At 46.8% G+C, this 24,727-nt stretch carries 17 protein-coding genes; 8 read left to right on the forward strand and 9 right to left on the reverse strand.

Annotation, left to right across the window (positions count from 1 at the left end):
• Positions 1–52 precede the first annotated feature (52 nt).
• Positions 53–895 carry a uroporphyrinogen-III C-methyltransferase gene (cobA, locus tag U1F02_RS10965; protein ID WP_409990434.1) on the reverse strand — a complete coding sequence of 281 codons (843 nt, stop codon included), beginning with the start codon at positions 893–895 and terminating at the stop codon, positions 53–55.
• A 545-nt stretch (positions 896–1,440) separates the two neighbouring features.
• On the opposite strand from cobA, the gene moaA reads away from it, so the two are divergent.
• From moaA to U1F02_RS10980, 3 genes are all read left to right on the forward strand, one after another.
• Positions 1,441–2,448, forward strand: a complete 1,008-nt coding sequence (gene moaA / locus U1F02_RS10970) for a GTP 3',8-cyclase MoaA (protein ID WP_409990435.1) — start codon at positions 1,441–1,443, stop codon at positions 2,446–2,448.
• Between the two features lie 32 nt (positions 2,449–2,480).
• On the forward strand, positions 2,481–2,993 hold the full coding sequence (moaB, locus tag U1F02_RS10975; protein WP_409990436.1) for a molybdenum cofactor biosynthesis protein B: 513 nt from the start codon (positions 2,481–2,483) through the stop codon (positions 2,991–2,993).
• 258 nt (positions 2,994–3,251) lie between these two features.
• Positions 3,252–5,135 carry an EAL domain-containing protein gene (locus U1F02_RS10980; protein ID WP_409990437.1) on the forward strand — a complete coding sequence of 628 codons (1,884 nt, stop codon included), beginning with the start codon at positions 3,252–3,254 and terminating at the stop codon, positions 5,133–5,135.
• A 25-nt stretch (positions 5,136–5,160) separates the two neighbouring features.
• Here the strand turns inward: U1F02_RS10980 and U1F02_RS10985 are convergent, their stop codons facing one another.
• Entirely contained in the window at positions 5,161–5,361 is a 201-nt protein-coding gene (locus tag U1F02_RS10985; RefSeq protein WP_409990570.1) for a hypothetical protein, read from the reverse strand.
• A 509-nt stretch (positions 5,362–5,870) separates the two neighbouring features.
• On the opposite strand from U1F02_RS10985, the gene U1F02_RS10990 reads away from it, so the two are divergent.
• Both U1F02_RS10990 and U1F02_RS10995 read left to right on the forward strand, forming a co-directional pair.
• Entirely contained in the window at positions 5,871–8,360 is a 2,490-nt protein-coding gene (locus U1F02_RS10990; RefSeq protein ID WP_409990438.1) for a glycoside hydrolase family 9 protein, read from the forward strand.
• An 81-nt stretch (positions 8,361–8,441) separates the two neighbouring features.
• A complete protein-coding gene (locus U1F02_RS10995; RefSeq protein WP_409990439.1) occupies positions 8,442–9,800 on the forward strand; it encodes a GGDEF domain-containing protein in 1,359 nt (452 codons plus the stop codon).
• A gap of 45 nt (positions 9,801–9,845) precedes the next feature.
• Here U1F02_RS10995 and U1F02_RS11000 read toward each other — a convergent pair whose 3' ends face one another.
• Positions 9,846–12,260 (reverse strand): acyl-CoA dehydrogenase, encoded by a 2,415-nt coding sequence (locus tag U1F02_RS11000; protein WP_409990440.1) that lies wholly within the window; start codon positions 12,258–12,260, stop codon positions 9,846–9,848.
• Positions 12,261–12,408: 148 nt separating this feature from the next.
• Positions 12,409–13,425 (reverse strand): CobW family GTP-binding protein, encoded by a 1,017-nt coding sequence (locus U1F02_RS11005; RefSeq protein ID WP_409990441.1) that lies wholly within the window; start codon positions 13,423–13,425, stop codon positions 12,409–12,411.
• A gap of 213 nt (positions 13,426–13,638) precedes the next feature.
• Here U1F02_RS11005 and U1F02_RS11010 point away from each other — a divergent pair, with 213 nt between their 5' ends.
• The 3 genes from U1F02_RS11010 (at position 13,639) to U1F02_RS11020 (ending at position 17,557) form a co-directional block, all read left to right on the forward strand.
• On the forward strand, positions 13,639–15,144 hold the full coding sequence (locus U1F02_RS11010) for a hypothetical protein (protein WP_409990442.1): 1,506 nt from the start codon (positions 13,639–13,641) through the stop codon (positions 15,142–15,144).
• Positions 15,145–15,156: 12 nt separating this feature from the next.
• The gene (locus U1F02_RS11015; protein WP_409990443.1) at positions 15,157–16,275 is read left to right on the forward strand and encodes a glycoside hydrolase family 5 protein; all 1,119 of its coding nucleotides are present in this window, start codon (positions 15,157–15,159) and stop codon (positions 16,273–16,275) included.
• Positions 16,276–16,555: 280 nt separating this feature from the next.
• Entirely contained in the window at positions 16,556–17,557 is a 1,002-nt protein-coding gene (locus U1F02_RS11020; RefSeq protein ID WP_409990444.1) for a glycoside hydrolase family 5 protein, read from the forward strand.
• Positions 17,558–17,644: 87 nt separating this feature from the next.
• Here the strand turns inward: U1F02_RS11020 and U1F02_RS11025 are convergent, their stop codons facing one another.
• The 5 genes from U1F02_RS11025 to U1F02_RS11045 all read right to left on the reverse strand — a co-directional run bounded on the left by U1F02_RS11025 (position 17,645) and on the right by U1F02_RS11045 (position 24,704).
• Positions 17,645–18,616, reverse strand: a complete 972-nt coding sequence (locus U1F02_RS11025; RefSeq protein ID WP_409990445.1) for a sugar phosphate isomerase/epimerase family protein — start codon at positions 18,614–18,616, stop codon at positions 17,645–17,647.
• 183 nt (positions 18,617–18,799) lie between these two features.
• Entirely contained in the window at positions 18,800–21,307 is a 2,508-nt protein-coding gene (locus U1F02_RS11030) for a glycoside hydrolase family 9 protein (RefSeq protein WP_409990446.1), read from the reverse strand.
• A gap of 136 nt (positions 21,308–21,443) precedes the next feature.
• A complete protein-coding gene (locus tag U1F02_RS11035; RefSeq protein WP_409990447.1) occupies positions 21,444–23,201 on the reverse strand; it encodes a GGDEF domain-containing protein in 1,758 nt (585 codons plus the stop codon).
• Positions 23,202–23,326: 125 nt separating this feature from the next.
• Positions 23,327–23,956 carry a thiol:disulfide interchange protein DsbA/DsbL gene (locus U1F02_RS11040; RefSeq protein ID WP_409990448.1) on the reverse strand — a complete coding sequence of 210 codons (630 nt, stop codon included), beginning with the start codon at positions 23,954–23,956 and terminating at the stop codon, positions 23,327–23,329.
• 94 nt (positions 23,957–24,050) lie between these two features.
• A complete protein-coding gene (locus U1F02_RS11045; RefSeq protein WP_409990449.1) occupies positions 24,051–24,704 on the reverse strand; it encodes a thiol:disulfide interchange protein DsbA/DsbL in 654 nt (217 codons plus the stop codon).
• Positions 24,705–24,727: the final 23 nt, after the last annotated feature.

Below are 24,727 nucleotides of genomic sequence, written 5' to 3' on the forward strand. Positions count from 1 at the left end.
TCAGGTTTTTGCTTTTACGTAATTAAATTCTGTTAAATCGCTATTCAGTCGTTCACGCGGACAACTGAGCTTCCTTTATCCAGGTATCTATTTGCAGTTGCATATGCATACCCACAACTTTGCCAACTACAATGAGTGCGGGCGATTTCACTTGCTCGCGCAGTACTGCAACAGGAAAATTTTCTAAATCGGAAATGATATTTCGTTGATTTTTACGGCAGCCGTTTTCAATAATGGCAACAGGGGTATTTGCGGCCAAACCGCCTGCTAATAGATTGCTAGAGATGTCGCCAGCGCGAGTTAGACCCATATAAAAAACCAGAGTGTGGTTTAACTGCGCCAAAGCACTCCAATTAATGTCCAGCGCTTTTTCCGCATGGCCAGTAACAAACGTACAACCTAGCGATAAGCCACGATGAGTAAGGGGAATGTCGGCATAGGTGCTGCAGCCCGATGCAGATGTGATGCCGGGGATGACCTCAGCGTCGACTCCCGCTTTGCGCAGCTCCAATAATTCTTCGCCGCCGCGACCAAATACGAAGGGATCGCCACCCTTAATGCGGCACACGTTCAAGCCAAGCTGAGCTTGATTAACCAACAATTGGTTTAAATCTTCTTGCGGAATGCTGTGGTTGTTTTTGATTTTTCCAACGTAGAGAGCAGGTGTTGCTTTTGGAAAGAGCGCGCAAATTTCATCGCTGACTAATTGATCGTAAAAAATGATGTCGGCGGAATTAATCGCCTTCAATGCTTTAACGGTGAGTAAATCTGCATCGCCTGGCCCAGCGCCAACCAGCCACACTTTTCCTTCACGAGCACCGCGCAACTTTTGTTGTGCATCAACACCGCCAGAAAGCGGAATCGCTTTTTTCATGTTTGCTGAAGTGTGTTTCATGGTTGTGCCCTTCAAAAGTTGCCAGATGCTTTTTCTGGATTTACTTGAAAGGAGTTTTGCAAGTGCAATGCCAATTTCAGAAATTGTCGTCTGCGAAAATTTAAATCCTTTTAATTCATGGGGTTAGTGGTCTCCAGAGAAGGATTTATTGTTGCGTGATTGAAATTGAGCCGAGTTATATTTGAATATAAATGTTTTTTTATGGTGCAAGTGCGCGCCATTAGAATGCAAAATGCGTTGCGCTAGAATTTTAAAAATGCACCTCAATAAAACATAATGGTGGTGCACATAGCACCACGAAAAAGCATTTTGAAATTTTTTGCCGTTTTTATGAAAGCGAAGCCCGATTAATTACTCGCTAAATTGAAAAATTTGGCAGGGAAAATTGAGGAGGTGATTTCAAAAAGATTAAAATCCCAGTTTTGGGGCGTTACGTAAATCCCAGTCTGGGCGACCCTTAAATCTTTGCTAAGTCAAAACGGTTGTGCTTGAGCCACTTTCAATAGACCTATAGAGTAAGCCCTTACTTTTTTACGATTATCCCTATGAGCGCCAGTGTCCCTAGTCCGCAAACCCTGATCGATAGCTTTGGTCGCGCTATTACCTACGTGCGACTATCGGTTACTGACCGCTGTGATCTGCGTTGCATCTATTGCATGGCAGAGGACATGACCTTTCTTCCAAGATCGGAAGTGCTATCAATAGAAGAACTAGTGCTGCTGGGTAAAACCCTGTGTGAATTGGGTGTAACCAAGCTCCGGATTACCGGTGGCGAGCCTTTAATTAGAAAGGGAATTATTGAGCTTGTGCAGCAGCTAGGAAAACTCCCCCTCGAGGAGCTTTGCCTAACAACCAATGGAACCCACCTTGCTCAGCATGCTCAAGCACTTAAAGACGCCGGTGTAGACCGAATCAACATTAGCCTTGATACCCTTAACCCAGAGCGCTTTAAGCAGCTAACCCGATTTGGCGATATAGACCAAGTGTTTGCGGGGATTAAGGCTGCGCAAGTGGCGGGATTCCAACATACCAAGCTTAATTGCGTCGCGCTCAAACACTACAATGCTGACGAGGCGGTGGATCTGGTGAAGTTTGCGCTCAACGAAGGCCTTGATATCAGCTTTATAGAGGAAATGCCGCTGGGCCGAATTGACGGCCATGGGCGCGCTGCTGAGTTCGTCAGCAGCGCCGAATTGCGCGACCAAATCTCTCAGCACTTCTCGCTAAAGCCAGATGATGTAACGACCGGCGGCCCCTCGCGCTATTGGAAGGCGGGCGGCTATAGCTCCCGTATTGGTTTTATCTCGCCTCACTCCGAGAATTTTTGCAGTAGCTGCAACCGGGTTCGTGTTACCGCAACCGGCAAACTCATCTTATGCTTGGGGCAAGAGAATAGTGCCGATTTGCGTGCGGCCATGCGAAACAACCCACAGCCCGAATCAGCGTTGCGAAGCGCGCTTCTCAATGCAATTCAGTACAAACCAGAAAAGCACGATTTTAATCTCAACGATGAACCGAAAATTTTACGGTTTATGAGCATGACGGGTGGCTAATAAGTCACTCGTATTTAGAAAGCAGGATTCCTATGTCATCCCAAAAAGAATTTGAACCGCTGAATATTTGCGTATTGACCGTTTCGGACACGCGTTCGCTAGAAACGGATACGTCTGGCCAAAAGCTGCAAGATCTTTTAACGACAGCTGGGCATCATTTATACGAGCGCGATTTGGTGATCGACGATATCTATCAAATTCGCGCGGTGATTTCCAAATGGATAGCCGACAAGCAAGCACAAGTTATTTTGATTACGGGAGGAACCGGCTTCGCCGGGCGCGATAGCACCACAGAAGCAGTTGTTCCTTTATTTGACAAAACCGTCGTTGGCTTCGGTGAATTATTTCGTCAGGTTTCCTATGAGGAAATCGGTACCTCTACCATTCAATCACGCGCTACCGCAGGCTTAGCCAATCGCACATTGATTTTTTGTTTGCCGGGTTCTACAGGCGCATGTGTTACGGCTTGGCAAAAAATTATAGTGGAGCAGTTGGATAGCAGACACAAACCCTGTAATTTCGTGGGCCAACTGCGCATTCAGTAGCGACAACTTAACGCCTGCATCTGGTGCACATAAACAAATATCAAGCTCAAGTTTGTGCATCGGGAACACAGGTTCATGTCAACGTTTTTCTCTGCGCGTATAAAGGGCAATCATTTTGTGCCGTTTGTACGCACATACATTCTATTTTGTTATCAATAGCAGCAATATCTTATTAAAAGAGTCGCACCCATCTTATTGGCAAAGTCTTTGCTATCTATATTGGCCGCTTAGGCATTTCTCGCTTTATAAGACACCACTATGAATGATTTCCTTTTAGGAAAGTCAGCCGTGCCTGCGTTATTAGCAGCCATGGATGCGCTCACTCTCGAGCAAGATTTCCAAATTTTTTTTAAGAAAGCCGCCACCTCTGTTTGCAAACTTCTCAAGGCAGATGGAGCAGCTTTAATTTTGCTGGACGAGCGTCGTGAATTTTTTGAATACCACTTATTTGAGGGCGCTCAGCAAGAGCGATTGAATCCTTACAAAGGTATGCGTTTTCCAGCTCAACAAGGTATTGCAGGTCGCGCACTCAAAACCAAAACTAGCATTTATGTTCAGAATTATTCTGAAGATATTGATGCTATGCCTGATTTGGTTAAAGGCGGCCTCGCCGCCAATTTTGTCATTCCTTTGATTTCCTCAGATCAGGTTATAGGCGTATTGGCTTCATCTTGGTTTAGCACGCCTACTGAAACTATTCCCCCGCAAATTTTTTTGTTGGCAGAACGTATTGCGAGTCAAATTGCAGTTGCGTGCCATCGCGAACAACTTGAGAAACAACTGCGCTCGCTCGTTAGTGTTGATCCTCTCACGCAACTCAGTAATCGTCATGGAATAATGCAATTTTTGGATCACAAAGCTGACCAGCTTGCGCGGCATAAACGCAGTTTTGCGTTGTTCTTTATTGATTTGGATGGTTTGAAAACAGCCAATGATCAATGGGGTCATGAAATTGGCGATAACATTTTACGAGACGCAGCCAACCGCTTGCGCGATGTTGTGCGTAAGAGTGATTGTATAGGCCGGTTAGGTGGCGATGAATTTCTTATTATTGCGGAATGCGATGAACATAGCCTCAAAATTCTTGCCACACGATTCATACAGGCATTGCGAATACACTTTGGCATAGGACGAAAGCGCGGTCGCATATCGGCAAGCATAGGCATTGCATTTTCACCGCTCGACGGAACAGAACCCAACACTTTACTGCGCAAAGCCGATGCCGCTATGTACGTTGCCAAGAAAATGGGCGGCGACAGTTTTCATTTCGCTTCACGCATCGCAGTGACCGAAGTTGACAAAAACTTCTCCGCTGTTGATATTGAAAATGCATTAGACGCTGACGAAATCTGTCTTTGGTATCAACCCATTATTTCATTGCGAACAAAACAGGTAATAGGTTACGAAAGCCTTGTACGTTGGAAAAAATGTGACGGTCAGTTGATTGGCGCGCTTCCGGTAATAAAAGCCATTGAATCGGCGCGCGGTGATTTGGAAATTCGATTTGGTAATTGGATTCTACAAAAATCAGCGCAACAGATATCGGATTGGAAGAAGCAGGATTTCTTCCACGATATTCATATTAATATTTCCGCACGTCACTTTTTACATCCTTCATTTTTGCAAGAACTTCATAAGATTCACACGGAGTATGCCGAAGTATGTCACTCACTTATTGTTGAGATTACTGAATCTGCAATGTTAGATGACATGGAACGCGCACGCCGTATTATTTTGCGTTGCCAGGAATTGGGAGTTCGGGTGGCTGCAGATGATTTTGGCACAGGTTATTCATCGCTAACTTATTTGAAATATTTACCGCTTAATTCATTGAAAATTGATCGATCATTTGTGACCGACTTGCCACACAACCAAGCAGATAGAGATATTGTGGGAGGGATAGTTTCCATTGCGCACGCTTTAAATTTATCGGTAGTAGCAGAAGGCGCAGAGAACGAAAATCAAATGGATAGTTTGCGGGCGCTTGGGTGTGATCAATTGCAAGGCTATGTAGTCAGCCCACCTATTCCGTTGGAAGATGTAATGAGCTGGCACAGTGACTACCAGAAAAACAATATTTCAGATTACAGAAATACCGCTCGATCAAAGATGAACGCGATTCCAAAGCAAGCGCAAATCTAGAAGCATTTAGCACGCGCCACACAATTTAATAAGTGATTGGCAACCGACTTAGCATTTCCTTACGCGCCGCAATCAGTTCCTTGTACGTTTGAATCATAGTGAAATTGACATAATTACCGCTGAGTTTTAAGGCGTCTTGCTGACGTTGATATTCAGCTATCTCAGCTAAGAGCTTTGCGCGAAGATTGTCGTTTCGAGTCAAATCAACACCACTATATTTTGTCATTTTTTTCACGGGACTTTCTCCTTTACCTCATAAACGCTCGCAAGGTTCTGCATTGGTCAGGTGATTTTTAGTCGTTTTACCGGATTAAGAGTTTCCTTAACCTCAGTAAAGCATAGCGCAGCTATACGACTTACAAGCCCGATTACTAGACCATTTGTTTCTTTAAGCCACCCTGAAACGGTGATCTATAGAAGGCTTCGCAATAAAAGAATTTTCAAAAATTACGAAGACATTTTACCTCCAATTTTTTCTATTGAAATTTCAATTACCTGCAATAAACACCTCGAAAGTTACTCAATTAATATGTAAAAACTGAATTACCAAACTTTACTTAACAACTCGTTTTCGCACACACTCATTTAATAAAGCCCATGTCAGAATACGGCGCCTTGCCAGCCCTGCACGCGGCAAGTAGCGCTGTTTGCTTTGCATCCCGAGTAACATTGAGCGGGAGGAAATCTGCACAAAAATGATAGCGCTAACATAACCATAACTTGAGAGGAAGAATCATGCTATTCAAGAACAAGGTTGCGCTTGCCGCGGCCATATCGGCAATCACACTTAGTCACATGGCCTTAGCAGACGGACTCAGCATCTCCGCGCGTGACACGCTGGAACAACCTGGTCTTACCGTTATTCTCGACCACAATCCCTTCAGCCCGATTTTCTTCGATGAGAAAAACGGCGGCCTGCAAATCGTATTGCACGGTGAACGCATTGCCACCGATGGCGCCTTGCGCCTGAGCGCAACCCCCGAACAATGGGACCCGGTGCCGACTTTCGGTAGCCGTTCCCGCGATGCCAGCGGCACACAGGTGCTGGTGAAATCGTCTTACCCTGAGGTTGATTTGTCCTACACCTTGGCCGTTGCGCCTGAAGAAGGCGGCTTTCGCATTGCCGTGAATCTGGATAAGCCTTTGCCGAAAGCACTGGAAGGCAAGGTGGGTTTTAACCTCGACTTTTTGCCCTCAACCTACTTTGGCAAAACTTACCTGAGTGACAAGCAACCCGGTCTCTTCCCTCGCCATCCCGCTGGCCCCATGAAAACGGACAAAAGCGGTGACCCGCAACCCTTGGTTTCCGGCGGCAAGTCCATCACCCTTTCGCCTGAAGATCCGCTGACACGCGTGACCATAGTGTCTGATAAGGCCCCCGTTGCACTTTACGACGCACGCAATCGCGCCCAAAACGGCTGGTTTGTGGTTCGCTCTATGGTAGCCGCAGGCGCGAAAGATGAAGCCGTTGTATGGCATGTTCGTCCGAACGTATTGCCCAACTGGGCGCGCGAGCCAGTGATTTCCTACAACCAAGCGGGCTACACCCCCAACCGCAACAAAGTCGCCATGATTGAGTTGGACCCCAACTTTAAAGGCCCAGACGAAGCCGAACTACTGCGCCTGATGCCCGATGGCAGCAAGCAAAGTGCATTGCGCGGCAAACTCACCTCCAAAGGTAAATGGCAGCGTTACAACTATTCCGCATTTGATTTTTCATCGGTACGCGAGCCGGGCCTTTACGTAATTTCTTACGCAAATCAGACCACGACGCCATTCAGCATCGCAGAAAATGCCTACAGCAACATCTGGCAGCCGTCGCTCGATACTTTCCTTCCAGCACAGATGGACCACATGGGTGTACGTGAAGGCTACCGCGTGTGGACGGCTCCTTCTCACCTTGACGATGCCCGCCAAGCGCCGGCTAATCTCGTTCATTTCGACGGCTACAAAATGGGTGAATCGCTCGACTCCCCGTTCAAAGCCGGTGAACGAATTGACGGTTTAAGTGTGGGCGGTTGGCAGGACGCGGGCGACTACGACATTCAAACCCCCGACAACTCATGGGTTGTGCGCGACCTTGTTTGGGGCAAAGAATTATTCGGTCTTGAATGGGACGAAACTAGCGTTGACGAAGCTGCTCGTCAGGTGGAAATCCGCAAGCCGGATGGCCAACAGGATTCGTTACAACAGATTCGCCACGGCGTTCGCCAGTTGGTCGCGCAGTACAAGATTTTTGGTCATGCGATTCAAGGCATCATCGACCCGACTTTGAAACAATACACGCACTTGGGCGATGCCTCTTCGCAAACCGATAACAAGTTCTACGACCCGTCCTTGGGTGAAAATGAGTCCAAAGGCGATCGTTCTGGAAAGACCGACGACCGCTGGGCGTTCACTACCGACAGGCCATCCAACAACCTCTATGTAGCCACCGCCCTTGCAGGCGCGGCGCGCACTCTGCCAGCGCTTGATGCACAATTGGCGGCAGAAGCACTCACCGCCGCCAAAGCACTGTGGGCGCGCGAACAAGGTAAGAACTTCCCTGTGGCTGAACGTCACAAAGGCCCCTTTCCTGCCCGTTCGCCCGATGCCGTTAACGTACAAGCCACCGTTGAACTGCTGCTGGCGACCAAAGGCGAAAAAATCTACAAAGATCGCCTGATGGAGTTGTTGCCGACCATTGATGTTCAGTTTGATTGGGTTGGTGGAGCCGCCGCGCGCGCAATACCGCTGATGGACGCCACTTATCGCAAGCGTTTGGAAGAAATCGCGGTAAAAGCCAAGGCGCGTATCGACAATGAGATTGCTAATACGCCTTTCGGTGTGCCGATTAGCGAACACTCATGGGCGGGTTCTATTCAGGTAGCCACCTTCGGTACCAACATGTATGTCCTTCACAAAGCTTTCCCCAAGATCTTCGGGGTTGAGTACACGCTCAATGCGCTGGATTACATGCTGGGCCGTCACCCGGTGAATAATGTGTCGCTGGTATCCACCATAGGTACTCGTTCCAAGCTAGTGGCTTATGGACACAACCGCGCAGACTACAGCTTTATTGCTGGCGGCATGGTGCCAGGCCCATTGGTGATTAAACCCGATTACCCTGAACTGAAAACAGATTGGCCGTTCTTGTGGTTTGAGAACGAGTACACGGTAGCCACGACTTCGGCTTACATTTTGGCAGCCAATGCCGCCAGCGCAGCAGCAAAAGAAAAGCGCTAAGGTTGAAATTTGCGAGGCCCGTTCCGCTATGCGGCGCGGGCTTTTGCTTTACGATGTAAAAAATGCCAAAAACTGGCGTATATGGCAGTTGTAGCCGATACTCTAGCTACGCCGGCCACAGTAGTTTCCCCCTTTCAAATGCCAACCAAAACCTTTTACTCGAAGCTGTTTCTTGCAGCAATTGTGTTCACGATCATCGCTATGTTTGCGAAGAACCATTTGCCCAAGCGGACGCTGACGATTGTTCCCAATAGCGACCCCAACGCGAATTACTTTTTGCTCGATCCCGAGCACCCCAATGCGCGCTGGATTGACCGCGACAGATTTCATTTTCACTGCAAATTTAGCGAGTCTGAGTCCAACATGCCCTGCAATTTGATTTACATGTTGAGTGTGGACTCGGTGAAAGGGACAGACCTAACCAATTACGATCGTCTTCATTTGGATGTAACCTACGCGGGTAGAGCGAAGAATATGCGCATTGCGATTCGTCATCACGACCCCCGTTTCTCCCGCCCGAGTGACAGCAATAGCACCAAGTTCAACGTTATTAATTTGCGCACCAGCGATTTGGCTAAGCCGTTGGAAATCAAGCTCGATGAATTTACCGTAGCAGACTGGTGGCTCGCACAATACGATTTGCCGCGAGATCAAACGCACCCTGATTTAAGTAACGCTATTACCTTTGCGCTGGATTTTGAAGGCGATTTGCGCAATACCGAGCATGATGTGCAAATCAATAAAATCGAATTCACGGGTGAATGGATTAGCAATGAAAACTGGTATTTAGGAATATTGTTGTGCTGGATGCTCTTTGGCACCATCTACAATGTGAGCCGCATCATTCACTTGCAACGCATTGAGCAGCAGAACCGCTCAAAAATTTCCGAGCTGGTATTACATAACTCAAAATTGCGTAACGAGACTGATAAATTTCGCAAACTGTCTACGGTGGATGCTTTAACGAATACCTTTAATCGCCACGGCATTGAACAAATTATCGAGTCGCTGGAGATTCGGTTAAATGCAACCTCGATTATTTTATTGGACATAGATCACTTCAAGCGCATTAATGATAGGCGCGGACATGATGCCGGTGACAGAGTGCTGCAAAGAATTAGCGAGCTTATTGCGCGCACTACACGTTCCACTGACAAGTTAGGCAGATGGGGCGGGGAAGAGTTTATTTTAATTTGCCCTAACACATCCGTAGGTATGGCTACCGCGCTTGCCGAAAAATTGCGAATTGTTATTTTTGATAGTGTGTTCGAGCCTGAAAATCCCATTGCAGTTACGGCCAGTTTTGGGGTTGCAGCTGTTTCCCCTAATGAACCTTTTTCAGATGCATTTAAGCGCGCAGATGAAGCACTTTACTCGGCCAAATCATTGGGCAGAAATTGTGTTGTCGTGGCAGAACAAGATAGTCCTCACATTGCATAAAAAATCCCCGGTCGTTGCCGGGGATTTTTTCATTGCCATTTCGCGTTAAAGCTTATCGAACGCATCCGTTAATACGCAGTCGAAACGGCGCGCATCGTATTCCAACAAACGGTTTACATCTTGCGGTTGAATGATATTTTTGCTCACCGCATCTTGCAGTTTTTCCGCCATATTGGCGCCAGCCAATTTGTTTTGGTTTTTCAACCAAGTTGTCCACAAAGGGCCAAGCGCTAACAACATTTGGTAAGTGCTTTCTACACGACCTGCTGCATCTTCTGCTTCGTGGCTTACGTAAACGTATTGCGCAAAGCTTTGGCGAACAGGGTTATCTTCCAGCATTAAATCGCCCAGCTCGCGAGTTAAATCATCCGTAGGTTTCAACACAATTTTGCCCCAAGGTAAGGTCAAATAGCGCACGAGTTTCGCCACCCAACCTACGGGGAAGTTGTCGGAAAATTCAATCAAAGCTTGTTGCGCTTTATTAAGTGCCGTTGTAATTGCATATTCTGCATGCACATCTTCCGCACGCGTTCTTGGATGCGCGGAGTGATATTTTAAAATCGCGCAAGCGATCATTAATTGGCTGTGGATATCGCCCAAGCGCGCCGATAACAATTCACGGCGTTTTAAATTTCCACCCAAAACGGCCAAAGCAATATCAGACATGCTCGCGAAAGATGCACTCAACAAATTGATGCGTTGATACCAACGTGCACTAAAGTCGTCGGCGTTCGCAGGCACACTACTGAAATGACCGCGTGTTAAACCGAGTAATTTCGTGCGCGCTAAATTGCTGAGCACATGGCCCAAGTGTTGGGTAAATAATTTATCAAAGGTTTTAATACCGCGCTCTTGATCTTCATCCTGCATGGCTTGCATTTCCTGGAACAGGAACGGATGACAACGCATAGCGCCTTGGCCAAAAATCATAAGCGAGCGCGTTAAAATATTTGCGCCTTCCACCGTGATGGCGACGGGTACGCTGTGGTAGGAATAAATCAGGAAGTTGCGCGGCCCCTGCTGAATGGCACGACCACCGACTATATCCATAGAGTGCTCAACGGATTTACGCATCAACTCAGTCGCATGGTATTTCGCCATAGCAGTCATTACGGAAGGCGAACCTGTTTCCAAACCTTTGGTGACTAATTGGCGGAAGGCCTCCAAGGTATAGGCTGTACCCGCGATATCTGCCGTGGCTTCTTGCACACCTTCGAACTTGCCGATTTCGGTATTGAATTGACGACGAATGCGCGCATAAGCGCCCACCAAACGGTAGTTCACTTCGCCGCTTGCGGTGGAGAGTGATGGGAGAGAAACACCGCGACCCGCACCCAAGCATTCAATCAGCATACGCCAGCCTTTACCGGCCATGGACGCACCGCCAATGATCCAATCAACGGGGATAAACACATCGGTACCGAAAATAGGCCCGTTCATAAAGGGTGAGCCGGGGTTGTGACGTTTGCCAATTTCCATACCGGGGTGATTGGCGGGGATAAGCGCACAGGTAATGCCGTATTCTTTTTTGTTGGCATCGCCCAGTAAGCCTTCAGGGTCATAGAGCTTGAACGCCAAGCCGACTACGGTTGCGACCGGTGCTAGAGTGATCCAGCGCTTGCTGAAGGTGAGTTTTAAACCAAGAACTTCCTGCCCTTCGTGCATGCCTTTGCAGACAATACCGGTGTCGGGAATTGAACCTGCATCGGAACCCGCCTCTGGGCCAGTTAAACCAAAGCAAGGGATTTCGGTGCCGTTTGCCAAACCGGGCAGCCAGCGTTTTTTCTGTTCTTCGGTGCCGTAATTCATCAACAACTCGCCGGGGCCAAGGGAGTTGGGCACCATGGCGGTTACGGCAGCCGTACCTGAGCGGCTGGCGATTTTGCTCATCACACGGCTTTGCGCGTAGTGGCTGAATTCGCGGCCACCGAATTCTTTGGGGATAATCAGGCCGAAGAAACCTTTGTCTTTAAGGAATTGCCATGCCTCTGGCGGCAGGTCTTTGCGGGTGTTGTAGATGTCCCATTCGTTGAGCATTTCGCACAACTGGCTGACTTCGTTATCGAGAAAGGATTGTTCATCTGCAGTGAGCTGCGGCAAGCTAATTTCAGCAAATTCATCCCAATCGGGTTTGCCGCTGAACAGCTGCTTTTCCCACCAAGTGGTACCTGCTTCCAGCGCTTCACGCTCGGTTACGCTCATGCTCGGCATGGTGCGCTTTAAAATGCCGAACACCGGTTTACTGAGGAACGCGCGGCGCAAACTGCCCACGTTTAAGATGGCAAGGACCGCCACCAAGGGCAGCAATGCCCAGACGGATAAGAGGCAGGGAGCAAGGACAACCCCGAGCACAACCCATAAAATCACTACCAAGGCTGAGGCCGCCGCGAGTGCCACTTCCCGCAGGATGAGTATGGCAATGAGGCCCCAGATCGCGATTAACGCAAGCAGTAACGACATATCAAAATCCTCTTTCTTATTGAATTATGCGGGTGCCCCCGGCTACCTATAGAGTCTAGTTGCAAGATCCCACTCTTGCTCACGACTGGCGCAGATTTATTCCTTCTGCGCTAAAACTGACCAGCACCAAAAAAGCGGACAATCCGCCTTACACAAATGGATGAACTAAAGCGGCTAACAACGCCTGCTCAATCTCGTCCGCCGCGATCTTTTTGTCATCAATGACTTCAATACGGCTATCCAAAATCTCATCTGTAGACTGGATGGGAATTTGGTTAACGCTCAAGACACCATTTTCCGCGTTGAACATGTACACACCCTCGTTGGTGTGCATGACGGCCTTGGCGCGCAGAAAATCCGCACCGGAGAGCCAGCCAAAAAGCGCGTTAAAGTTAAATTGAATACTCGGCTGGAACAGCCAGCCGCAACTGTAAAAACCATTTGCTGCGTTTTCGCGGCGCGTGTAAGTCTCGTTTTCCGGCAAGCGCACAGCTGCGTTGTACAGCTCGCGCTGCGGGCTCAAGCGGTTTTGCTTGTGATGCTGCGGGTGCGTCACCTCGTGCGCCGCGCGAGGCAAATCCAACCAGCTCGCGTCTAATGCGCCCTGCTCCACCCAAAAAGCACCTTGCTTGGGCGGATTAAAACTGGCGAGTAAGGCATCGAACGCCTGCTTTTCAGGCTCACCGCACACATCGGTTTTATTGGCAACCAAGACATCCGCCACCGCAATCTGATCCTGAAAATTGGCGTTTTCGGTGTAGCGGCTGTCGCTGAGTTTACGGGGATCAATCAAGGTAATGGTCGCCCGCAAATTCAACACCGTATCGTAATACTCGCCGAGCAGGGTGTTGATGATTTCTTCGGGGTGCCCCAGCCCCGTTGGCTCAATAATGATACGGTCTGGCTTGGTAGTGGCGATCATCATGTTAAGAGCAATTTTCATGGGCAGGCCCGCCACACAGCAAATGCAACCACCCGGCACCTCGCGCACGTTGGCGTTGACGGTTTTGAGCATGGCGCCGTCTATACCAATTTCTCCAAACTCGTTGACCAACACAGACCACACCTCGTCTTGAGGCTTGTGTTTGAGCAAGTGGGTGATGGCCGTTGTTTTTCCTACGCCTAAAAAGCCGGTAATGATGTTGGTGGGAATAAGGGAATTCATAAGCGGACTCGCGTTAAAAAAGCTGGCCGCGAGTGTAAACCGCCCCGTAACGTCAAACCAAGCACGAGTTCTATAAGGCTCCCAGTGTCCCGCCGGCGCGGCCAGTGAAATTTAAAACTTAAATGCGGCTCTGTTTGAGCATGTAACCGATTACATTTACTATACAGGCAACATGTCTACTTGTTTCATCTTCTAACACTACAGAGAACATTTATGAATAAGTCGTTATTGCTCGGTTTTGCTTTCACAACTTTTTTAACAACCGCGCCGCAAGGCTTTGCAAAAAATACTAACGAAGACTGGCCAATCATTAAACGCAATCTTGATGTGTTGTATGAAGGTCAAAAAGAATTTCGTTTCTTGGGCTTGGCCGCACCCAATATCCAAGCGCACGAGTCGCAATTACATCCTGACTTTAGCAATCGCTTTCCTGACGAATACGAGTTACGCGACATCTTAAGTTCTATCAATCGCTTAGGTGCCCGTGCAACACGGTCATTCTCGTTTGGTGTTTACAGTCCAAAAGATAATGGAGTTCCCTTCCACATTAGCGGGCGGCGTCAATATAACGAAGATGCGTTTCGTTCCTTCGATTTACTTCTGGCGCTTTGCAAAGAGTATGACGTACGCATTCTTGTACCTTTTATCGCATCCCAATCATTTCCGGTTGTACGTGGCGTAGATGAGTTTGCCGCTTTATCTGGCAATACAACACCAGGGGCGTTCTGGACAGATGAAAAAGTTAAAGAGGATTTTAAACACTTTCTCAATTATGTATTGAATCGCCGCAACACCATCACCGGCATAGTCTACAAAAATGATCCAGCAATTTTGGGCTGGCAATTTGGTAATGAATTCGACAGCTACGCACCTGATCGCAAAATTAATAGCGAAGAATGGAAGCCAATCATTACAGCATGGCAATTGGAAATGGCGAAATACATCAAATCTATCGACAGCAACCATTTGTTAATGGAAGCCGGTGGCGATCGTCACGTCATGTTGAATAGCCCAGACGTCGACATGATGAGTGCGCACCTTTATGAATATTGGAATCGTACTTTTGGCGGACCAACAGAGCTTGCACCTTTGGCGAAAAAAGAGCGTGACGCAAGCCGTGGTAAAAAAGTATTGCTGATTGATGAATTTGGTTTAGCGACTATAGAAAATCAAACGGCGTTAATTAAAGCCATTCGCGAAGAAGGTATCAGCGGCGGTTTGTTGTGGAGTATTCGTAGCCATCGCCGTGATGGCGGATTTTATTATCACAATGAAGGCGGTACACCAATCAATTCATTTCATATTCCTGGCTTTGCCGCAGGTTATCACTTTCAAGAACAGCAAATTTTGGATTTGGTTAAGCGTGAAGGTTACGCCATGCGAGGATTAAAAGTTCCACCGATAAAAAAACCTGATCAAGCGCCCGTGCTTTTTTCCAGAAAAAAAGGGGCATTGGTGTGGCGCGGCTCAACCGGTGCATCTGATTACACAGTAGAGCGTTCTGAAAAGAAAAACGGTGGTTGGAAAGTGGTTGCAACAGGTATTCAGGATTCCGTTATTTTTGACGTAAAAAAATACGAAGAAGATAAAACCCATGAACCCACACCTTTGTGGTTTGATGAAACAGGGGAACGAGAAAAAACCTATTACTATCGCGTTAAAGGCCGCAACGCGGGTGGCGAAACCGGCTACTCCAATGTCATTGAAATGAGTCTGTAGAGAATTCGCCGAATGTTCATACGTAAACTTTTTTGCAGTGCGGCTTTAACTAGGGCGAGTACCTCATGTTGGGCGGGCCAAATTATCCATGTAACACCAGCGCAAACACCGGGGACACAATTTACTTTTAAACACGGCATTAGCATTGGCCACTGGCTGGCTAAATTTGATGAAAAAATTGGATATGGTGGCGATTGGTTTGGCGAAGCCGATCTCACATGGTTGGCAGAACAAGGATTCGATCATTTACGCTTCCCCGTTGATTCACGCTTGTGGCGCAATGATGATGGCAGCCTTAACTTGGAACGCATTGCGGTGTTTGAAAAAGCCTTAAGCATGACCAAAGCAAAAGGCATGGGCGTAGTGCTCGACATGCACTTTTTACCAGGTGGCAAATATCAGCATAGCCAGCAAGACCCGGCCGTTTTCACCGATATCATTGAACAGAAAAAAGCGGTGGATTTTATTGGCAAGCTCGGCAAACATTTTGTAAAAGAAGGTGATGCATTGCGTATTGAGCTTTTGAACGAGCCATCCGCACCGGAACCTGCACAACTCAATGCACTTTATAAAAATATGATTGCAGCGGTACGCGCTCATGATAAGCAACGCGTACTTTATATTGCGCCAAATTTATCCAGCAATTTTGCACATTTGGCTGCACTGGAAATCCCTAAGGATCCCAAAGTCGCCATATTAGTTCTTTATGATGAGCCAACTGTATTCACCCACCAACGCACGTCATGGAAAGATTATCCAGATGATATGCCGCCTATCGATTTTCCCGGCACAGTGCCAGACTTATCGGCATACCTTAAACCTTCACATTACGCTTACAAAGAATCTGGCAAGCAGTTGACTCGGGATGCTGTACAGGCGGATTTTGCGAAGGCTCAACAATGGTTAAAAGAACATGCACCTGATAAAGAAATTTATTTGGGCGTATTTGGTGTTTATCAGAAAGCGCCAGAAGGTGGACGCCGCAATTATTTAGAAACCGTACGCCTTGCTGCAGAAAGCCAAGGCTGGGGCTGGTGTGTGTGGGATTATAAGAGCGTTTTTGGTCTTAGACGCCAAGATAATTCCGTAACTCCAGCAATTGAAGGGCTTTTTTCTAAGCCACCGCAATAAATCTCTTTATGATCTTAGTTAGCGGGTAGAAGGCTCCGCCGTTTCCGAATTTTTGCCAAAAGCACTAACTGAAAAAATAGTTTCGGGGTTGTTATCTTCAGTCTTGGTTCGCTTTTTGGAATTTATATTTGCAAAAATGGCAGCGCAATTAAAAGAAATGTAAAAGCATTTCGCCAGCACCTGTACCAATGTTAAAAAACCCTCGTACATGCTTGTGCCATAAAGCGGTTGGCAGAAAGTCCCTAAATAAATTAATAAACGCTTTTTGCGGAGCAAAAAAATGAAACTCAAAAACCTAAAATTAGCCGCCTGCGTTGCTTTTGGTCTGGCACTATTCCCATTTATGCAAGCACAAGCAGCTACCGCTGTTGAAACTCACGGCCCGTTGTCTGTTAAGGGCAACCAAATCGTCGATGTGTCGGGAAAACCTGCATCCTTTGCCGGCCCAAGCCTATTTTGGAGCAACACCGGCTGGGGCGCTGATCGCTATTACAATGCTGATGTTGTTGCCTATGTTCAGAAAGAGTGGAACGCAACCATTATTCGCGCAGCCATAGGCGCGGATATGAAAGGTGGCTATGCAGCAGATCCAGAAGGTAATTTTGCGAAAGCCGAGCGCGTAGTAGATGCGGCTATTGCACAAGGTATGTATGTGATTGTGGATTGGCACTCTCACAACGCAGAGAAAGATCCCGTACTTGCCATAAAATTCTTTGAAAGAGTCGCCAATAAATATGGCAAAGCACCTAATCTAATTTATGAAATCTACAATGAGCCTTTACAAAATGTCGATTGGTCAAAGCAAATCAAACCTTACGCCGAGCAGGTCATCGCAAAAATTCGTGCAATAGACCCAGACAATTTAATTATCGTTGGCACCCAAACCTGGTCGCAAGATGTTGATAAAGCGGCGGCCGATCCTATAAAAGGTTTTAGCAATATCGCCTACACTTTGCATTTTTATGCAGGTTCCCACAAACAAGAACTGCGCGATAAAGCACAAAAAGCTCTGGATAGCGGTATTGCTTTAATGATTACGGAGTGGGGAACCGTTAACGCAAATGGCGACGGTGGGCTTGATAAAAAAGAATCTGATGCGTGGATTGCCTTCGCCAAGAAAAATAATCTGTCGATGTGTAATTGGGCGCTGAATGACAAAAAAGAAGGTGCATCTCAATTAAAACCCGGCACAGCACCAGACGGAAAATGGACGGATGCAAACCTGACGGAGAGTGGGCTGTATGTGAAAGATATGGTGTTGAATTGGGATAAAGTAAAATAACTTGAACGGGGAGTCGTCATCCCCGCTGCGCGAGGATGACGATATCCCTAAGTAGGGATATAAACATCTAAATGTAAATTGTATTTATCACGCACTCAACTGCTCACGAACTTTCTTGATAAGTTTTATGGTCGCGCGAATGCCGGCATCTTCACTGAGTTTTTCGCCTTCATACTCAATACCCACATAACCGCGATAAGCCGACGCACGCATCAAAGTGAACATTTTTAGGAAATCAATTTTTGTTTCATTGCCTTGCTCATCAAAATCAAAACTTTTTGCACTGAAGGCGCCCGCGTACGGCATCATTTCGGCGACGCCTTGATAAATATCGTATTGCTCAACACACGCAGATTTCCATAGGTCGCCCGGTACTTCGCGGCGCACACAGAAGTTGCCAAAATCCGGCATGGTGCCAATATTGGAATCATTGGCGAGACGCATCACTTCTGCCATATTTTTCCCACTTGATGAATATCCGCCGTGATTTTCCACCAAAATTCTTATGCCTTGCGGCTTACCAATCTCCGAAAGCTTTTTCAAAGATTCGGCGGAGCCTTTAATCCATTGATCTACCGTGCCATTGCCATGCAAGTTGACGCGAATGGCGGTACAGCCCAAAAACTTTGCCGCATCGATCCACTTCTTGTGACCTTCAACACCCGCAACGCGTTCCTTTGCATCGGGTGAGGCAAGTTCAGGTTCTTTGTCCACCATAATGAGTGAGCTTACAACACCGTTATCTTCACAGCGCTTTTTCAATTCATTTAAAAACGTTTTGTCTTTTGCTTTTTCGTAAAAGAACTGATTAACGTACTCCACTGCGCCTATGTCATAGGATTTACGTGCAATCACAGGGAAGTCCAGGGGAGATAATTCGCCTGAAAATAGCGCTTTATGCAGCGACCATTGCGCGAGCGATAGCTCAAAGTGAAATTTTTTGGTTGTGTCGGCCAAAGCAGACAAGCTGCTGCCGCTCATAATTGCAGCGCTACCGAGCAAACTGGCATTAACAAATTGGCGTCGGGAGAGTACGGATAAATTTTCTTCTTGAGACATGGAGAACACCTTGTGTATTTCGTTATAAAAATTTTACAACCAGGCAAATTAAATAGGGAGTCGTCATCCTCGCGTAGCGGGATCCAGCTTTTGAAAATTAAAATCAACGGCTGGATCCCGCTACGCGGATGACGACTCCCCTTTAAAATATAATTAAAGCTTAGCGACGGGCCCGTATTTTATTTATTGCTTTTTCTTGTTTTCAGCATCTACCGCCAACACCAGGAACATATAATTGGTTTCGCCGCCACCCATTACATATTCTGTTTGCTGCCAGAAGAATGGCCAGATTTTTAATTCCGGTAAATCAGGACGAATCAATGCTGTACCTGAAACCACACCGCCAGGGATATATGTCCAATCCGCGCGGTTAGCGCCGTAAGCAACCGTTGCTGATTTTGCACCAACACCAGATGCAAATGATTGTGTGTTGGAGCCTGGGTGAACACCCAGCACAAAATTCAACGCACTGAAGTAAGCGTCAGTTGTTGTGAACTGTGGCCAGCTTTTATGGAAGAAGTACTGTTTAACACCAAATTCCTGAATCTGCCAACCGGCACCCCAAATATTGGGTTTGTAAGGAACGCCGTAGGGTGATTCTTTTTTCGCACGATCACGCACTAATTGTTGATGCTTGTCCACCGCATCGTTAATTGCTGCCACGAAATTTTTGTCTTCGATATCGGCCATAATTCGGCCGAGCGGCCAGCCAGCCTCATCAATTTTCGCAACAATTTGATCTTTGAGCGGCATTAAATCGGCGAGGTATTTTTTATCTTTGGTTGTTAAATAAAGTTCCGCAATCGCAAATGTTTTCGCGTCGATTTTGGTAGCACGTGCGAAAGATTTTTCATAAATTTCTGTCGCAGCAGTCAAAGCATCCTTAGACATTTGTGGATTGTAGGTTTTCAACACGCGTGAAGCTGTCGCCAAACCTGCTACGGCATCAATTTCGCGGTTTGGATTATCCTCAGTGAAAACCCAGCGGTCGTCAGGGTTACCCGACTTGCCGTTTTTGACTTCGCCTTTAGCTAACTTTGGGTCATAAGGGAGATTATCTGTTTGCACAGATGCATCACCTAAGAGCACGTATTGACGCAAATCCACATCAATAATGCCGCGATACAAACGACCCAAAGCTTTGTAGCCGCCCAGTACACTCAACAAGCCGTGTTCAATTTGTTGTAACGCATCGTTTTTGCCATCGGGCTGATGAATCTCTACCAGTTTATTTTTTTGGTCAATAGTTGTGGTGTCGTAATTCAAACCAAATTCTTCCACCATTTCTGACAACAACCAAACCGTACCCATCGTTGATTCGATACGCATATCGAAGTCACCCGCATCGTGCCAGTTACCAACATCCAAACCTGGCACGCGATCGCCCGGCTTATATTTGGTTAAAGTTGATGGGCCGGAAATATAACCGTCGTAGTGATTGTGATTTACTGGCGCCATGAGCGCATCATCCATATGATCCAAGCCGTGCCATACACGATATTTTTCGTTCACGCGCATGTGACACATTTGCATTGGTAAGAAATATTCGAGTGTTGGTTGCCATACGTGACGATCAAAAACATCCTCAGCAATTTTGAATGATGACGTTGATTGATCGCGATAGGAAATCACATAGCTACCGGGCACTTGGATATCGGAAAAATCGTAAGTCAGATAGTTGTAACGTAAAAAATTGCCCCAGGTTTGTGGCTTGCCTTTACGCACCAATTTCTTTCCGCTTTCAGTTAGTTGATAAATGCTAACCTCATCGGCGTTTACATCAGTTGCATCTTGCTCGATCACTAATTTTTTCGGTTGCTTTGTGGAGTAACCAATTTGCGATACTTGTAACACGGGTTCATATTTCCAACCTTTTACCACATTGGGTGTCACAACCCATTCGATGGCATTTTTGGTTGCGTTGGCTGGGACACTGGTGCGCACTATGTACCAACCATTATTGTGGTTGCCGCGACCATCCCATAATTCCAATTTTCCTGCCGCGTTAGCGGTTTTATTTTCAATAACAATCTGTCTTTTATCATCATCAGGTGCAACAACTAATTTATTACCCGCCGCCAAGGGCGCAGCAATAAATTCACCATTTACATTTTCCATAGGGCCATTTGCTTGGCGCGGAAAAATACCGGACTGTTGATCCATCAAAAAGGCTTTGCCAAATAATTCACCCGGGAACAACTCTAAATTGAAACCGATCTTTCCGATCCACTCCGCAGGAAGAGGCTTATCTAAATCGACGCTGATTTTAAATTGATTGCCTTCCAACGCAGTGACGTTCACTTTGTAGGAGAATTTTAAATCCGGGTAATTGATTGGGTTGAAGCCTTTCTTGTCTTTTGTGGGATCTGGGTAAGACATGGTTTGGGTGATGCTACGTTGCTCCTTGTTTACAACTTGCTCACCGCCGGTCGGAACCGGTGACCACTGCCCTGGAGATACTTCCAAACGCAAATCGCCGTTTGCCGCTACGCGGCTACCATGCTGAATAATGGTTACGCCGGTTTGGTGACCGTCGGGGTAGATGTCGCTAAATACAGTGACATTCAAGCCCTGCATGGCAAAATAGTTTTTGTCATTAATGCTTAAAGATTCATTTGTTGTAGCCGCAGGAGTTTTGGCCTGCGCACAAGCAACGGCCAGGAGAGTACAGGCAAAAATTATTTTTTTCATAGTGAACCTAGCTAAACGCTAATTGAAGAAAGAAAGGAAATGTCAGACTCACATAGCATAAACGCCCAGCATCTAGCCGGGCGATTAATTTTGTTGGCTTTGGTTAAATAGTGTTAATCAATTCAACCGAAACTGCTTAGGCTGATTTAACGCAATTACGCCCGCTGGATTTGGCTGCGTACAAAGCGTCATCAGCTCTTGCAAACGCGGTATCCAAGTCATCGCCCGCTTTGAATTCCGTCACACCAATCGATAGTGTTATAGCGATGGGTTGCTCTTTGTAGTTAAACGCAGCATTGGCGATAGCAGCGCGAATGGTATCCAACACCGACATTGCATCTGAAAGACTAGTCTCTGGCATGATGGCGACAAATTCTTCACCGCCGTAGCGACAGAAAAAATCCACTTCGCGTAAGCGTTTTGCTACTGACCGACCAATAACCTTTAACACGCGGTCGCCTGCTTGATGCCCATGGCTATCGTTAATTTTTTTGAAATAATCTATATCAAAAACCGCTAGCGTTAACGGACGTTTGTATCTTTGCCAACGATGATATTCATAATTTGCCCGCTCGTTATAGTATTCTCGGTTAGGCAATTCAGTGAGTGGGTCGTGAAGCGCTTTATGGCGCTGTTTTTCCAGCACGGTTCTATTTTTTTCCGCTTCGTCTTCCATGATTTTTATTTTGCTAGACAAAGCCTCTAACTGACTAGCAAGTTGGTTGGAGGTTTGTTCTGAATGCTGATATTGATCCAACGCTTGGCGGATATTTCCTATCTGTGATTGCACCAGATTTTTGAGTTGCGCCAAATCGGTTGCAGATTCCGCACTCGACTCCAACTCCTGCATTTCATGGCGCACCGAACTTTGCAAGGCGTCACTCGCGTTGCGTCGACTCGCTTCTGTCTCAACTGCACCACCCACCAAACTATAAATATCGGCAAGTTCCTGATTTACATTTTTTAAATAGGTAGCAAATGCTTGGTTGGCTGACAGGTAGGATTGCATCATTAAATCGCGCAATTCTTCCAAGGTTTTAATAAACGACTCAGCCGTTGTTGCAGAGTTAATTCGCTCGCGAATGGCTTGAACTTTTTTAACCATCGGCGCTTCTTTTTCAAGCCCAGTTAAAAATTGATTGATAACCTGTGTAATTTGCTCGACAAATTTTTTCGGTAACTCGGAGTTGTTAGACGCAGACAAAAAGGCGGGGGCTGCTGATACTGCAGATTGAGTCAACGCCGCATTTATATCTTGATAGTTAATATTGGTTGGGCCAGATGGACTTGCTTTTGCCACAGGAGATTCGGCTGACTCAGAAGCATCGTCTTCCATTTTTTGTTGTGCAGTTTTTTCGATAGGTTTAGCGTTACTCTGCGAACCCAGAATTTTTTGCAGGAATCCGGTTTTAGGCTGTTCGATTTCTTTTAAGGCTTGTTGCTGGATACTCGCAAGCTGTTGTAACAGCGCCGGATACAACCGCACTTTTTTACTACGCTCTGGCAGCTGCGAAAGAAATTGGCTAATTTCTTTTTTAACACCGCGAGGCAAATCCAAGGTTTGTAGCGGTTTAACCGTTTCTGACAAAGACGTGCGAACATCTAAGGCATTTTGTTCGCGGTGTTGTTCAAAATTGATGGCAACTTCATCGAGGCGCGAAATCAAACTGCTGATATCCCCAGCGATGGATCCGCGCATACGTTCGCGCAATTGCCCGAGAATGCCATCAAGCGCATCATCTTGCCCATCCGCCACTACGCTCACACGCACTAGCGCGCGCCTCAAGAGTTCTTGCTGCGCCGCCAAGTTTTTTTCGATTTTTTCCTGCTGATCAAGCGCATCTAGATACTTTTCTCGCCAGCTGCCATTTTTATCTTCAGATCGGTCAACCATATAGCTCTCTAATTACAGGTTTTTTGTTCTGATAATCAGTATAGACGCGGTTCATCGAAAGCAACGCCCAGAAACAAAAACGCCCGCGGCATTGCTGACGCGGGCGCTTTTTCCAACCACAGAACCTAGTGTTTAGCGGCGCGTTCGGCGCGCACCTTGTCCACGAGAGATTGGGTTACTCTCAGCATATCTTCGTGTTTGGAGACAGCTACTTTGAAGCGGCCATCAACCACAACCGTTGGCGTTGCTGACACTTTAAAGTCTCGCACGCGGGCGTCAGCTTGCTTGATTTGGCTGTTCACACCAAATGAATTGTAGGTGCTCAGGGTTTTTTGTTTATCCACACCGTATAGCGACAAAAAATCGGCCCAAGCTTCGGCGGTTAGCATTTGCTTTTGACCAACAAAGACTGAATTGAATACTGCATCCTGCACCTTGTCTTTAACACCCAAGGCTAGAATAGTGTAGTAAGCACGCTGATAAATCGGCCAGTTTTGGTTAAAGGACGCATGGGTTTGAACAAGTTGCACATCGGCAGGTTGCTTTTTTGCCCAAGCTGTCAGCAAAGGTTCAAAGTGATAGCAGTGCGAACATAAATAAGAAAAAACTTCCGCCACTTCAATTTTTGATGGATCTGCGGGCGTTACACGCTCACTTAAGACCACATAATCTTTACCTTCCGTGAGATCAGCTGCTTCGACCATTGACACAGACGCACCCAACACAAGCGCCACGAGGGCGGCAAACATACGCATATACAACTCCACATCATCAAAAAAAGTATGGCTAGGATTGCCACAATGTTTTTAAGTTCCGCTTAACGCAAATCAGCGCTAACAACGACTCTTATTATTTTGCGCCATGCTCCGCGCGAGCCTTGTTCACCAGGAATTGAACCACTTTCAACATATCTTCCTGAGTCCCAACAAAACGCGTACTGATACGGTACTTACCATCAACCACCATTTCGGGAGTACCTGAAATTTGGTAGCTTCTGAACAACTCGCTGGAACGTGCTAGCTGCTTGGTAATGGCGTCTGAATTATAGGTCGCGATAACCGCTTCTTTTTTCACACCGTAAGGCGCCAAGAAATCAGCCCAAGCTTGGGCATCTTTGAATTCTTTTTGGCTTTTGTGGATTGCATCAAATACTGCTGCATGAGCCTTTTCCTTTATTTTCAGGGCTTCCAGAGTGTAAAAACCTCTTTGATAGGGTTCCATCGCCGGACTCCATGAGGCATGTATTTGCACCAAAGCCACATCTGGCTTTTGCTGTTTCATCCACGCGGCAAGGATGGGGTCAAAGTGGTAGCAGTGAGGACAAAGGTATGAAAACACTTCGACAACTTCGACTTTGCCGGGTGTACTTGTAGGAACAGGTTTTTCCAATACCACATAATCCTTGCCTTCCAAATACTGGAATATTAGCGAAGGCGCAGCTGGCTCTGCGGCAAAAGCGGTTGCAGAAAAAATAACACCCATGAGGGCAGCAAAAATACGCATGTATCGTCTCCGATGTTTTCAAA

The organism is Cellvibrio sp. (assembly GCF_046347455.1).
GTDB lineage: Bacteria > Pseudomonadota > Gammaproteobacteria > Pseudomonadales > Cellvibrionaceae > Cellvibrio.